At 71.9% G+C, this 12,470-nt stretch carries 12 protein-coding genes; 3 read left to right on the top strand and 9 right to left on the bottom strand.

Features of this window, described 5'->3' with window-relative positions; all coding sequences use genetic code 11:
* Nucleotides 1–229: 229 nt before the first annotated feature.
* From PZ894_RS06870 to argC, 9 genes are read right to left on the bottom strand one after another with little or no spacing between them, the layout of a single operon-like run.
* On the bottom strand, nucleotides 230–838 hold the full coding sequence (locus PZ894_RS06870) for a DNA-3-methyladenine glycosylase (protein ID WP_275743752.1): 609 nt from the start codon (nucleotides 836–838) through the stop codon (nucleotides 230–232).
* Nucleotides 831–2,285, bottom strand: a complete 1,455-nt coding sequence (argH, locus tag PZ894_RS06875) for an argininosuccinate lyase (protein ID WP_275743753.1) — start codon at nucleotides 2,283–2,285, stop codon at nucleotides 831–833. Before argH ends, PZ894_RS06870 begins: the two co-directional genes overlap by 8 nt.
* Nucleotides 2,285–3,718: an argininosuccinate synthase gene (argG, locus tag PZ894_RS06880; protein ID WP_275743754.1), complete on the bottom strand. Its 1,434-nt coding sequence runs from the start codon at nucleotides 3,716–3,718 to the stop codon at nucleotides 2,285–2,287. The genes argH and argG overlap by 1 nt, the downstream gene beginning before the upstream one ends.
* 23 nt (nucleotides 3,719–3,741) lie before the next feature.
* On the bottom strand, nucleotides 3,742–4,263 hold the full coding sequence (locus tag PZ894_RS06885) for an arginine repressor (protein WP_275743755.1): 522 nt from the start codon (nucleotides 4,261–4,263) through the stop codon (nucleotides 3,742–3,744).
* Nucleotides 4,260–5,186 carry an ornithine carbamoyltransferase gene (gene argF, locus PZ894_RS06890; RefSeq protein WP_275743756.1) on the bottom strand — a complete coding sequence of 309 codons (927 nt, stop codon included), beginning with the start codon at nucleotides 5,184–5,186 and terminating at the stop codon, nucleotides 4,260–4,262. The genes PZ894_RS06885 and argF overlap by 4 nt, the downstream gene beginning before the upstream one ends.
* Complete coding sequence (locus PZ894_RS06895) at nucleotides 5,183–6,361, bottom strand: acetylornithine transaminase (protein WP_275743757.1); 1,179 nt, start codon at nucleotides 6,359–6,361, stop codon at nucleotides 5,183–5,185. Before PZ894_RS06895 ends, argF begins: the two co-directional genes overlap by 4 nt.
* Nucleotides 6,358–7,302 (bottom strand): acetylglutamate kinase, encoded by a 945-nt coding sequence (gene argB, locus PZ894_RS06900; protein ID WP_275743758.1) that lies wholly within the window; start codon nucleotides 7,300–7,302, stop codon nucleotides 6,358–6,360. Before argB ends, PZ894_RS06895 begins: the two co-directional genes overlap by 4 nt.
* Complete coding sequence (gene argJ / locus PZ894_RS06905; protein WP_275743759.1) at nucleotides 7,299–8,450, bottom strand: bifunctional glutamate N-acetyltransferase/amino-acid acetyltransferase ArgJ; 1,152 nt, start codon at nucleotides 8,448–8,450, stop codon at nucleotides 7,299–7,301. Before argJ ends, argB begins: the two co-directional genes overlap by 4 nt.
* Nucleotides 8,447–9,475, bottom strand: coding sequence for an N-acetyl-gamma-glutamyl-phosphate reductase (argC, locus tag PZ894_RS06910; protein ID WP_345799141.1), 1,029 nt, complete (start codon nucleotides 9,473–9,475; stop codon nucleotides 8,447–8,449). Before argC ends, argJ begins: the two co-directional genes overlap by 4 nt.
* An 81-nt stretch (nucleotides 9,476–9,556) precedes the next feature.
* Here argC and PZ894_RS06915 point away from each other — a divergent pair, with 81 nt between their 5' ends.
* From PZ894_RS06915 to PZ894_RS06925, 3 genes are all read left to right on the top strand, one after another.
* The gene (locus tag PZ894_RS06915) at nucleotides 9,557–10,351 is read left to right on the top strand and encodes a maleylpyruvate isomerase family mycothiol-dependent enzyme (protein WP_275743761.1); all 795 of its coding nucleotides are present in this window, start codon (nucleotides 9,557–9,559) and stop codon (nucleotides 10,349–10,351) included.
* Nucleotides 10,352–10,426: 75 nt separating this feature from the next.
* A complete protein-coding gene (locus PZ894_RS06920) occupies nucleotides 10,427–11,428 on the top strand; it encodes an ATP-binding cassette domain-containing protein (protein ID WP_275743762.1) in 1,002 nt (333 codons plus the stop codon).
* Nucleotides 11,425–12,255, top strand: a complete 831-nt coding sequence (locus PZ894_RS06925; protein ID WP_275743763.1) for an ABC transporter permease — start codon at nucleotides 11,425–11,427, stop codon at nucleotides 12,253–12,255. Before PZ894_RS06920 ends, PZ894_RS06925 begins: the two co-directional genes overlap by 4 nt.
* Nucleotides 12,256–12,470: the final 215 nt, after the last annotated feature.

Genomic DNA, 12,470 nt, shown 5'->3' on the forward strand with positions numbered 1-12,470 from the left:
ACAAACAAACTAATTCGTCGACTATGACACACTGTTGAGTTCTCAAACATCAGACGCACACCGAGGCAGACCCACTCGGGGCCCGCCGCCGGGGCAACCTGCAAAAACTTACCGGTTCGGATCCACCCCGTCAACTCGGGGCCGACCCTCCCTGGCGCCGGGCGCGCGACAACGCCCTCGAGTTGGCCTCTCGGCCCGAAGGGCGCCGCTCACCGCGACGAGAAGAACGTTAGCAGGGCTTCTCCGGGGGCCCCAAATCGGGTCTGCGCGACCGCCGAAGAGGTGCGGCCGGTCGGTACGCGGAGACGCTCCGCTCCCCCGTGATCCAGAACCGCCACTGCCGGTCGGCCGCGGCGCGCAGACCGACGCGAGGACCCGACGACACGTCGTCCGCGGGGGTGCCCAGGGTGAGGGTCACCGGCCCGCGGGACAGGTCGGTGCCGTCGTGGTCGAGCGTGATCCCGAGGGCGTTGCACAGGCGCGCCGGGCCGCGGGCGAGGTCGCGGTCGGAGGCACCGGGCCGGCGCTCGCGGGCGACCTCGACCCCCTCGATCACCTCGCCGGCCCGCACGAGCACGGCGCTCGCCCGGCCGGCGGGTCCGCAGACGACGTTGCAGCACACGTGCATGCCGTAGGTGAAGTAGCAGTACAGGTGGCCGGCCTCGCCGAACATGACGGCGTTGCGGCGGGTCATCCCGCGGTAGGCGTGCGAGCCCGGGTCGTTCGCCCCGTCGTAGGCCTCGACCTCCGTCAGGCGCACGGCCACCTCGCCGTGCCGGAGCACGGCGTTCAGCAGCCGCGGCGCCTGGTCGACGACCGGCCCCGCGAGCTCAGCCAAGCCGGGCACGGTGACCGTCAACGAGGGCGCCCAGCTCGGCCAGCTGCTCCCGGACGCGCGCCGGCGCGGTGCCGCCTCGGCCGTCGCGCGAGGCGATCGACCCCTCGACGGTCAGCACCTCCCGGACTGCGGGCGTCAGCGCGGGCGAGATCTCGGCGAACTGGGCGTCGGTGAGCTGGTCGAGCTCGACGCCGAGCTCCTCGCACCGGCGCACGCACGCGCCGGCGACCTCGTGAGCGGTGCGGAACGGCACGCCTTCGCGGACGAGCCACTCGGCGACGTCGGTGGCGAGCGAGAACCCCTGCGGGGCGAGCTCGGCCATCCGGCCGACATCGAACGTCAGGGTCGCGACCATGCCGGTGAACGCCGGCAGCAGCACCTCGAGGGTGTCGACGGAGTCGAAGCCGGGCTCCTTGTCCTCCTGCAGGTCACGGTTGTAGGCGAGCGGCAGGGCCTTGAGCGTCGCGAGCAGCCCGGAGAGGTTGCCGATCAGGCGACCCGCCTTGCCGCGGGCGAGTTCGGCGATGTCGGGGTTCTTCTTCTGCGGCATGATGCTCGATCCCGTCGACCAGGAGTCGTGCAGCGTCACGAAACCGAACTCCCGCGTCGACCAGAGGACGACCTCCTCCGCGATCCGGCTGACGTCGACGCCGACCTGGGCGGCCACGAAGGCGAGCTCGGCGACGAAGTCACGGGCCGCGGTGCCGTCGATGGAGTTGGCACTGGAGCCGGTGAAGCCCAGCTCCGCGGCGACACCCACGGGGTCGAGGCCGAGGCTCGACCCGGCGAGGGCGCCGGAGCCGTACGGCGAGTCGGCGGCCACCCGGGCGTCCCAGTCGCGCAGTCGGTCGACGTCGCGGAGCAGGGCCCACGCGTGGGCGAGCAGGTGGTGCCCGAGCAGCACCGGCTGCGCATGCTGGAGGTGGGTGCGGCCGGGCATCACGCTCTCCCGGCCGGGTGCGAGGTGGTCGCGCGCCTGGGCGGTGAGGGCGTCGACGAGGTCGAGCACCTGACCGGCGACGACGGCCGCGTGGTCGCGCAGGAAGACCTTGAACAGCGTGGCGATCTGGTCGTTGCGGCTGCGGCCCGCACGGAGGCGGCCACCGACCTCGGCCCCGACCTCGTCGACGAGCAGGCGCTCGAGGGCGCCGTGCACGTCCTCGTCGGCCGGGTCGGGCAGCAGCGTGCCGGCGGCGTACCGCTCGCCCAGGACGTCGAGGCCGCGCAGGAGCTCGGCGCGGTCGGCGTCGGTGAGCAGCCCTGCGCGGTGCAGCGCGTTGGCGTGGGCGCGCGAGCCGGCGAGGTCGTACGGCGTGAGCCGCCAGTCGAAGTGCGTCGAGCGGGACAGCGCGTCGAGCTCGGGCGACGGTCCGCCCGCGAACCGACCGCCCCAGAGCTTGCCGGTGTTGGTGCCGGAGTCCTTGTCAGTCATCGTCGGGTCGGTCATCAGTCGGAGCCGAACTCCATCGCGGCGGCGTCGAGCGCCACCTCGTCGGGCTCGGCGTCGACCGCCGGGTTGGCCTCGATCCGCTCGGCGCCGCCCGCCGGAAGCTCGCCGAAGAGCGTGCCGTGCTCGACGAGCACCTGGCCCTGGTCGAGGGGCTGCGCTGCGTACAGCTCCAGCTTGGCGCGGGAGTCGGCAATGTCGAGGTTGCGCATCGTGAGCTGGCCGATCCGGTCGATCGGGCCGAACGCGGCGTTCTCGGTGCGCTCCATGGAGAGCTTGTCGGGGTGGTAGGAGAACGTCGGGCCGTCGCTGCGCAGGATCGTGTAGTCCTCACCGCGGCGCAGCCGCAGCGTCACCTCGCCGGTGACCAGCGACGCGATCCAGCGCTGGATCGACTCGCGCAGCATCAGCGCCTGGGGGTCGAGCCAGCGGCCCTCGTAGAGCAGTCGGCCGAGGCGGCGACCCTCGAGGTGGTAGTTGGCGATGGTGTCCTCGTTGTGGATCGCGTTGATCAGGCGCTCGTAGCTGATCCAGAGCAGCGCCATGCCGGGCGCCTCGTAGATGCCGCGGGACTTGGCCTCGATGATCCGGTTCTCGATCTGGTCGGACATGCCGAGGCCGTGGCGGCCGCCGATGACGTTGGCCTCGTGGACGAGCGCGACCGGGTCGTCGTACCGCTTGCCGTTGACGGAGACCGGGCGCCCCTCCTCGAAGCCGACCGTGACGTCCTCGGGCGCGATCTCGACCGCCGGGTCCCAGAACTTCACGCCCATGATCGGCTCGACGGTCTCGAGCGAGACGTCGAGGTGCTCGAGGGTCTTGGCCTCGTGGGTGGCGCCCCAGATGTTGGCGTCGGTGGAGTAGGCCTTCTCCTGGGAGTCGCGGTAGGGCAGCTCGCGCTCGGTGAGCCACTGGCTCATCTCGGCGCGCCCGCCGAGCTCGGTGACGAAGTCGTGGTCGAGCCAGGGCTTGTAGATGCGCAGGTCGGGGTTGGCGAGCAGGCCGTAGCGGTAGAACCGCTCGATGTCATTGCCCTTGAACGTCGAGCCGTCGCCCCAGATGTCGACGCCGTCCTCGTGCATCGCGCGCACAAGCATCGTGCCGGTGACCGCGCGGCCGAGCGGAGTGGTGTTGAAGTAGGCGCGGCCGCCGGAGCGGATGTGGAAGGCGCCGCAGGCGATGGCGGCCAGGCCCTCCTCGACGAGCTGGGGGCGGCAGTCGACGGCACGGGCGATCTCGGCGCCGTACTGGAGCGCGCGGCCGGGTACGCCGCTGATGTCGGGCTCGTCGTACTGACCGATGTCGGCGGTGTAGGTGCAGGGCACGGCGCCCTTGGCGCGCATCCAGGCGACGGCCACCGAGGTGTCCAGCCCTCCGGAGAACGCGATGCCGACGCGCTCGCCGACCGGGAGGGACGTCAGGACCTTGCTCACGTTGGTGTTCCTTCTGCGTTGGGCTACTGGGAGGTCTGGGAGTGGGAGTCGGCCAGGGCGAGGAAGCGCCGGGCGAGGTCGTCGCCGCCCGTCGGCTCGCGGCCGATCACGAGGACAGTGTCGTCCCCCGCGATGGTGCCGAGGATGTCGGGGAACTCCGCCTTGTCGAAGGCGGAGGCGAGGAACTGGGCGGCGCCCGGAGGCGTGCGCAGCACGACCAGGTTGGCGCTGGCCTCGGCGCTGACGAGCAGCTCGCCGCACAGCCGGGCCAGCCGGGCGGCCGCTGCCTGCGTCTCCCCCGGCGCCGCGGGTCGTCGGTCGCCGCCCTCGGCGGGTACGGCGTAGACGAGTGCCCCGTCAGCAGTCCGGACCTTGACCGCGTCGAGCTCGACGAGGTCGCGCGACAGGGTCGCCTGCGTGACCCGCAGGCCGCTCTCGGCGAGCAGGTCGGCGAGGTCGCCCTGGGAGCGCACCTCGTGCTGGGTCACGATCTCGACGATGCGCTGGTGCCGCGCGTTCTTGGTCGTGGGACGGAGGGTGCTCATCCCGACGCCTCCAGGAGGAAGGTCAGGATCGCCTTCTGCGCGTGGCGGCGGTTCTCGGCCTCGTCCCAGACGACGCTCTGCGGGCCGTCGAGGACCTCGGCGTCGATCTCCTTGCCTCGGTAGGCGGGCAGGCAGTGCATGGCGATCGCGTCGGGCTTGGCCTTCTCGAAGAGCTCGGTCGTCAGCGAGTACGGCGCCAGCACCTCCGCACGGGAGGCGGCCTCGTCCTCCTTGCCCATCGAGATCCAGGTGTCGGTGACGACCACGTCGGCGCCGGTGACGGCCATCACCGGGTCGGGCTCGAGCGCGGCTGATCCGCCGGTGCCGGCGGCGACCTTCGACGCCCGCTCGACCATCGCGGGCTCCGGTGTGAAGCCCTCGGGCGAGCTGATCCGGACGTGCATGCCGGCGGTCGCGCCGGCCAGCAGCCAGGAGTTGCCCATGTTGGAGGCGCCGTCGCCGACGAAGGCCGCGGTGAGGCCCGCCAGCCTCTCCTTGTGCTCCCGGATCGTGAGCAGGTCGGCGAGCAGCTGGCAGGGGTGGAAGTCGTCGGTCAGGGCGTTGACGACCGGCACTCCGGCGTGCTCGGCCATCTCGTCGAGGCGGCGCTGCTCGTAGGTGCGCCAGACGATCATCGCGGCCTGACGACCCAGGACCCGGGCGACGTCGTGGACCGACTCGCGCACCCCGATGCCGGCGAGCGCGCCGTCGACGAGCATCGGGAACCCGCCCAGCTCGGCGATGCCCGCCGCGAACGACGACTGGGTGCGTAGGGTCTGCTTGTCGAAGATCATCGCGACCGTCCTCGGGCCGGCGAGCGGCTTCGCGTCGTACGGCGCGTGCTTGAGCTCGAGGGCGAGGTCGAGCACCCGCGCCTGCTCGGCGGGCGTGACGTCGTCGTCGGCGAGGAAGTGGCGGGTCACCGGGTCGCCTCGTCCAGGATGCCCGGCCAGGCGGCGAGGAGGGCGTCGACGTCGTCACCGGTGATCACCAGCGGCGGGACGAGCCGGATCCGCTTCGGCGTGGGGTTGTTGAGGATGAACCCGGCGGCCTGGGCGGCCGCGACCACGTCGGCCGAGGTGTCGCCGGCGAGGTCGAGGCCGATGATCAGTCCCTCTCCACGCACCTCCGCGACCCGCGGGTCGGCGCCGAGCCCGTCGCGCAGCCTCTGGCCGAGCACGGCGACGTGCTCGAGCAGGTCGTCGTCCTCGATGGTCCGGATCACGGCCAGCCCGGCCGCGCACGCGACCGGGTTGCCGCCGAACGTCGTGCCGTGGTTGCCCGGCTGGAGCAGCTCGCCCGCGGCGCCGATGCCGAGGCAGGCGCCGATCGGGAACCCGCCGCCGAGACCCTTGGCGAGCGTGACGATGTCGGGCGTGACGTCGGCGTGCGCGAACCACCGGCCCGTGCGGCCCATGCCGGACTGCACCTCGTCGAGCCACAGCAGCGCGCCGTGGGCGTCCGCGGTCGCGCGGGCGGCGGCGAGGTAGCCGTCGGGCGCGACGTTGACGCCGGCCTCGCCCTGGATCGGCTCGAGCAGGATCGCGGCGGTCCGGTCGGTCACCGCGGCCGCGAGGGCGTCGGTGTCGCCGAAGGGGACGAACGTGACGTCGCCCGGCAGCGGCTCGAAGGGCGCGCGGTAGGCCTCCTTCGACGTCAGCGCCAGCGCACCCATCGTGCGACCGTGGAACGAGCCCTCCGCGACGACGACGTGCGTGCGTCCGGTGCGCCGGGTCAGCTTGAACGCCGCCTCGTTGGCCTCGGTGCCGGAGTTGGTGAAGAAGACCTTGCCGCCGCCGGCGCCCACGCCGAGGAGGTCGAGGAGCTTCTCGGCCAGCTCGACCTGGGGCGCGGTCGTGAAGAAGTTCGAGACGTGCCCGAGGGTCTGCAGCTGCGTCGTCACCGCCTCGACCAGCGCCGGGTGTGCGTGGCCGAGCGCGTTGACGGCGATGCCGCCGAGGAAGTCGACGTACTCCTTGCCGTCGGCGTCCCAGACGTGCGCGCCCACACCCTTGGCCAGCACGAGCTTGGGCGGGCCGAAGGTGTTCATCAGGGAGGCGGCGTACCGCTCCTGGTAGGTGCTCGCGGTGTCGTTCACTGGGTGTCCCTCGCCTTCCGGGTCTTGGTCTCGACGCCCGGCAGCACCTGGGTGCCGACGCCCTCGCTGGTGAACAGCTCGAGCAGGACGGCGTGCGGCTCGCGGCCGTCGACAACGGTGGCGCGGGGAACCCCGCGGCGCACCGCCTGCAGGCAGGCGTCCATCTTCGGGATCATCCCCGAGGCGAGCGTCGGGAGGATCTCGGCCAGCGCCTCGGGGCCGATCTCGCCGATGACGTCGTCGGAGTCGGGCCAGTCCAGGTAGAGGCCCTCGACGTCGGTCAGCACGAGCAGCTTCTCCGCCTTCAGCGCGACCGCGAGCGCGGCCGCGGCGGAGTCGGCGTTGACGTTGTAGACGACGCCGTTGACGTCGGGCGCCACGCTGGAGACGACCGGGATGCGCCCGGCCTCGATCAGGTCGAGGACCGACTCGGGCCGGACCTGGGCGACGTCGCCGACCAGTCCGAGGTCGACCTCCTCGCCGTCGACGACCGTGCTGGCCGGCTCGGCCGTGAACAGGGCGGCGTCCTCGCCCGAGCAGCCGACCGCGAGCGGGCCGTGCTCGTTGATCAGGCCCACCAGCTCGCGCTGGACCTGGCCGACGAGGACCATGCGGACGACGTCCATCGCCTCCGGCGTCGTGACGCGCAGTCCGCCGCGGAACTCCGACTCGATGCCAAGCTTGCCGAGCATGGTGGAGATCTGCGGGCCGCCACCGTGCACGACGACCGGCTTGAACCCGGCGAACCGCAGGAACGCGATGTCCTCGGCGAAGGCGCGCTTGAGGGTGTCGTCGGTCATGGCGTTGCCGCCGTACTTCACCACCACGATCTTGCCGTGGTAGCGCTTCAGCCAGGGCAGGGCGGCCGCGAGAGTGCGGGCCTTGGCCGGGTCGGGCTTGCTGGGGTCGTGGTGGGTGTGCTCGATCACGGGATCATTCATGAGGAGTAGGCGCTGTTCTCGTGGACGTAGGCGTGGGTGAGGTCGTTGGTCCAGACGGTGGCCCGCTCGGACCCGATCTTGAGGTCGACGGTCACGCTCACCTCGCGTGGCTTCAGGTCGACGGTCGCCGGATCGGCGTGCGGGGTCGACTGCCTGCAGACCCACACCCCGTTCATGGCGACGTCGAGGTCGGCGGGGTCGAACTGCGCGTCCGTCGTCCCGATGCTGGCGAGGACGCGGCCCCAGTTGGGGTCGTTGCCGAAGACGGCGGCCTTGAAGAGGTTGGACCGCGCGACGCTGCGGCCGACCTCGACCGCCTCGTCCTCGGTGGCCGCGTTGAGCACGGTGATCGCGATCTCGTGGTCGGCGCCCTCGGCGTCGCCGAGCAGCTGCATCGCGAGGTCGGTGCACGCCTGGGTCAGCGCGGCCGTGAAGTCGTCGGCGCTCGGCGTGATGCCGCTGGCCCCGCTGGCCAGCACGGTCACCGTGTCGTTGGTGGACATGCAGCCGTCGGAGTCGAGCCGGTCGAAGCTGACCCGCGTCGCCGCGCGCAGCGCGGTGTCGAGGTCGGCCGCAGGGACGACGGCGTCGGTGGTGAGGACGACGAGCATCGTGGCGAGCTGCGGCGCGAGCATGCCGGCGCCCTTCGCCATGCCGCCGATCGACCAGCCGGCGCCCTCGACGACGACCTGCTTGCTGACCGAGTCGGTGGTCATGATCGCGTGGGCGGCGTCGGCTCCCCCGTCGGCGGCCAGGCCGTCGTACGCCGCCGCCGCACCGGCCAGCACCTGGTCGCGATCGTTGGTGAGGCCGATCAGGCCGGTCGAGCACACGACGACGTCGACCGCGCCGATGCCGAGGCTGCCGGCGACGACCTCGGCGACCGCGTGGGTGGTCTGGAAGCCCTCGGGGCCGGTGTAGCAGTTGGCGCCACCGGAGTTGAGGAAGACGGCCTTGACCGTGCCGTCCTTGACGGCCTCCTGGCTCCAGAGGACCGGGTTGGCCTTGCAGCGGTTGGCGGTGAAGACGCTGGCCGAGTCGAAGTGCGGGCCGTCGTTGACGACGAGCGCGACGTCCTTCGCGCCGGTGGACTTCAGCCCCGCGGCGACGCCCGCGGCCCGGAAGCCCTGGGGGTGGGTGATGCTCACGGGGCTACTCCTACGGTCGAGAGACCCAGTCCTTCGTCGAGACCGAGCGCGAGGTTCATGCACTGGACGGCGGCACCGGCGGTGCCCTTGGACAGGTTGTCCACGGCACCGACGGCGACCACACGGCCGGCGTCCTCGTCGACCGTCACCTGGAGGTGCACCGAGTTGGAGCCGGTGACCGACTTGGTCTGCGGCCACTGGCCCTGCGGGAGCAGGTGGACGAAGGGCTCGTCGGCGTACGCCTCGGCGTAGACCTCGTAGACGTCGTCGGCGGAGACGTCGCCCCTCACGTTCGCGGTGCAGGTGGCGAGGATGCCGCGGGGCATCGGCACCAGCAGCGGCGTGAAGCTCACCTTCACGGTGCGGTCGACCAGCGCCGAGAGGTTCTGGGTGATCTCGGGCGTGTGGCGGTGGGCCCCGCCCACGCCGTACGCGCTGGCGTTGCCCATGACCTCGCTGCCGAGCAGGTGCGGCTTGGCGGCCTTGCCTGCACCGGAGGTGCCGGAGACGGCGACGACGGTGACGTCGGGCTCGACCACGCCGCCTGCGACGGCGGGGGCGAGCGTCAGGGTGGAGATCGTCGGGTAGCAGCCCGGGACGGCGATCCGGGTCGCGCCGCGCAGCAGGTCGCGCTGGCCGGGCAGCTCCGGGAGCCCGTAGGGCCAGGTGCCGGCGTGGGTCCCGCCGTAGAACCTCTCCCACGCGGCGGCGTCGGCGAGCCGGAAGTCGGCGCCGCAGTCGACGACCACGGTGTCGTCGCCGAGCCGGGCCGCGAGCTCTCCGGACTGGCCGTGCGGGAGCGCGAGGAAGACCACATCGTGGCCGCGCAGGGTTTCGAGCCCGGTCTCGTCGAGCACCCTGTCGGCGAGGGGCACCAGGTGCGGCTGCAGCGCGCCCAGTGGCTGCCCCGCGTTGGAAGCCCCGGTGAGCGCACCGATCTCGACCTCGGGATGCCCGAGGAGCAGGCGCAGCAGCTCACCTCCGGCGTACCCGCTGGCTCCGGCGACGGCGATCCTGGTCGGCATGTGCATGACTATACACATTAGCGCATGATCATGTACCTCGGGTGCGGTGTGTCGGCGCCGGCACCTAGGTTGTCCGACATCATGACGCGACTGACCTTCGACGACTACCTGCGGCACATCGAGACGGAGTCGGGGCGGCTGCGCGCCGCGCTGGCCACCTGTGACCCGAGTGCTCCGGTCCCGGGCTGCCCGGAGTGGACGGCCACCGACCTGCTCGGTCATCACGCGGGCGTGCTGCACTTCTGGGCCACGATCATCGAGCAGCGACCGATCGGGCCGGAGGACCTGGTCGAGCCGGAGCTCCCCACGGCGTACGACGACCTGCTCGCCCTGCATGAGAGCCAGGCGGCGCGGCTCGTCGCCGCCCTGGACGACGCGGACCCCGCGGAGCAGGCGTGGTCGTGGTCGGCCGAGCAGACGGCGGGCTTCACGTTCCGCCGGCAGGCACACGAGGCGCTCATCCACCGCCTCGACGCCGAGCAGGCCGCCGGCACCCCGACGCCGCTCGACGGCGCGCTCGCGGCCGACGGTGTCGACGAGGCCCTCGACGTGATGTTCGGCGGCACCCCCGCGTGGGGGACCTTCACCGGCGGCGGCCGGTACGTCCGCGTCGACCTCACGGACCGCGACGCATCCATCTGGGTCGAGACCGGCCGGTTCACCGGGACCGACCCGGACGACGGCACGACCCACGACGAGGGCGACATCTCGAAGGTGGAGCCCCGGGGCGCCGAGCCCGACGCGGTCGTGAGCGGGCCGGCGGCCGACCTGGACACCTGGCTGTGGCGGCGCGGCGACGACGCGGCGATCACGGTGACGGGCGACGAGACCGTGTACGCGCACTTCCGGGCGTGCGTGGACCAACCGATCGACTGAGGCCTCCCGGCCCCGTGAAATCGGTGAAACCGGCGTGAAGGTGGGCTGAAACCGGCCGGGCCCAGAGTTCTCGGCATGACACGAGTTCCTGACACCGACCTGGCCGTTGCGGCCTCCGGGCTGGTCAAGACCTTCGGCGAGTTCCGCGCGGTCGACGGCATCGACCTCGAGGTGCGGCGCGGCGAGGTCTTCGGCGTGCTCGGGCCCAACGGCGCCGGCAAGACCACCACGCTCAAGATGCTCGCCACGCTGCTGCCGATGGACGGCGGCGAGGCCAGCATCTTCGGTGTCGACGTACGTCGGCACCCCCACATGATCCGGCAGCTCGTCGGCGTGACCGGGCAGTACGCGTCGGTCGACGAGAACCTCACCGGCGCGGAGAACCTCTGGCTCTTCGGCCGCCTGCAGGGCCTCTCGTCCGCGCAGGCGAGGACGACGGCCGCCGACCTCCTCGAGCGGTTCGGCCTCACCGACGCCCGCGACAAGCAGATCAGTGCCTTCTCCGGCGGCATGCGCCGGCGGCTCGACCTGGCCGCGAGCCTGATCTCGCAGCCGCCGCTGATCTTCCTCGACGAGCCGACCACCGGCCTCGACCCACGCACCCGCGGGCAGATGTGGGACACGATCCGCGACCTGATCCGCGAGGGCAGCACGGTGCTGCTGACGACCCAGTACCTCGACGAGGCCGACCAGCTGGCCGACCGGATCGCGGTCATCGACCGCGGCATCAAGGTCGCCGAGGGCACCCCGGACGAGCTGAAGACCTCGGTCGGCAGCTCCACCCTGCAGCTGCGCATGTCCGACCCGTCCGAGACGGCGGACGCCGTCGCCGTCGTACGCCGGGTCCTCGACGAGGAGCCGGTGCTCACGCCCGAGGCCGGCGGGCTGAACGCCGCGCTGCCGGACGCCAACCGCGCCGCCGACGTGCTGATCGCACTGCGCCAGTCCGGCCTCTCGATCGCGTCCGCGACCGTCCAGAAGCCCACCCTCGACGAGGTGTTCATGGCCATCACCGGCCACGGAGCCGAGGACGAGACCCTCACCCACGACGAGCCCCAGATGGAGGTGGCGCGATGAGCACCACCCTGCTGCCCGAACGCGAGACGACCGAGGTGCTCGACCGCGCCGTCGTCACCCGCCCGTCGCTGCGCGACACGATCGACCAGAGCCTCGCGATGGCGTGGCGCGCGGTGAAGAAGATGCGCCGCAACCCCGAGCAGTGGTTCGACGTCACGCTCCAGCCGCTGCTCTTCACCGCCATGTTCGCCTACATCTTCGGCGGCGCGATCTCCGGCAGCGTCCAGGACTACCTGCCGATCGTGATCACCGGCATCCTCGCCCAGACCGCCCTCACCGCCTGCATGGCGACCGGCATCCAGCTGCGCGAGGACATGGACAAGGGCGTCTTCGACCGGTTCAAGTCGCTGCCGATCGCCCGGATCGCTCCCCTCGTCGGGCCGGCCATCGCCGACCTGCTGCGCTACTCGACGGCCGCGACCCTGACGATCCTCACCGGCCTCCTGATGGGCTACCGCCCCGACGGCGGGTTCTTCGGCGTGCTCGGCGGCTGGGCGCTCACGATCGTGGCCGGCTGGTCCCTCGCGTGGATCTTCACCTACTTCGGCACGGTCGCCCGCAGCGCCCAGGCGGTGCAGGGGATCTCGATGATGGTGATGTTCCCGCTCACCTTCCTCTCCAACGCCTTCGTGCCGGCCAGCACGCTGCCGGGCTGGCTGGAGGCGTTCGTCAACGTCAACCCTGTCTCGCTGGTGATCTCCGCCGTGCGCGACCTGATGAACGAGGGCGCGCTCACCGCGGACGTCGGCTGGGCCCTGCTCGGCTGCGCGCTCGTGGTCGCGGTCTTCCTCCCGCTCTCGGTCCGCAGCTACAACCGGAAGATGTGAGACGGCCAGCCGGGCGCGAGGTACGAGCCCCGGCGTGGGGCCGGCCAGGTTGAGCAAGCCTCGCGACTGAGGAACGAAGTCGCGAAAGGCGCGTCGAAACCCGGTGAGCCGGGAGGCGGCGGCGAGTGGGCCAGCCGGTGGTGGTTTCGAGCCAGGCGCCAGGGCGCCTTCCTCAACCACCGTGACACCGGCGCCGGGGCGCCTTCCTCAACCAC

Origin of the sequence: Nocardioides sp. YIM 152315, assembly GCF_029210375.1 — a bacterium.
Classification (GTDB): domain Bacteria; phylum Actinomycetota; class Actinomycetes; order Propionibacteriales; family Nocardioidaceae; genus Nocardioides.

Bases quoted from the DNA above. Each gene is read 5' to 3' on its own strand.
- argB (WP_275743758.1), bottom strand. From the start codon at position 7,302: ATGAATGATCCCGTGATCGAGCACACCCACCACGACCCCAGCAAGCCC.
- PZ894_RS06915 (WP_275743761.1), top strand. From the start codon at position 9,557: ATGACGCGACTGACCTTCGACGACTACCTGCGGCACATCGAGACGGAG.
- argH (WP_275743753.1), bottom strand. From the start codon at position 2,285: ATGACCGACCCGACGATGACTGACAAGGACTCCGGCACCAACACCGGC.
- PZ894_RS06925 (WP_275743763.1), top strand. From the start codon at position 11,425: ATGAGCACCACCCTGCTGCCCGAACGCGAGACGACCGAGGTGCTCGAC.
- PZ894_RS06920 (WP_275743762.1), top strand. From the start codon at position 10,427: ATGACACGAGTTCCTGACACCGACCTGGCCGTTGCGGCCTCCGGGCTG.
- argC (WP_345799141.1), bottom strand. From the start codon at position 9,475: ATGCCGACCAGGATCGCCGTCGCCGGAGCCAGCGGGTACGCCGGAGGT.
- PZ894_RS06885 (WP_275743755.1), bottom strand. From the start codon at position 4,263: ATGAGCACCCTCCGTCCCACGACCAAGAACGCGCGGCACCAGCGCATC.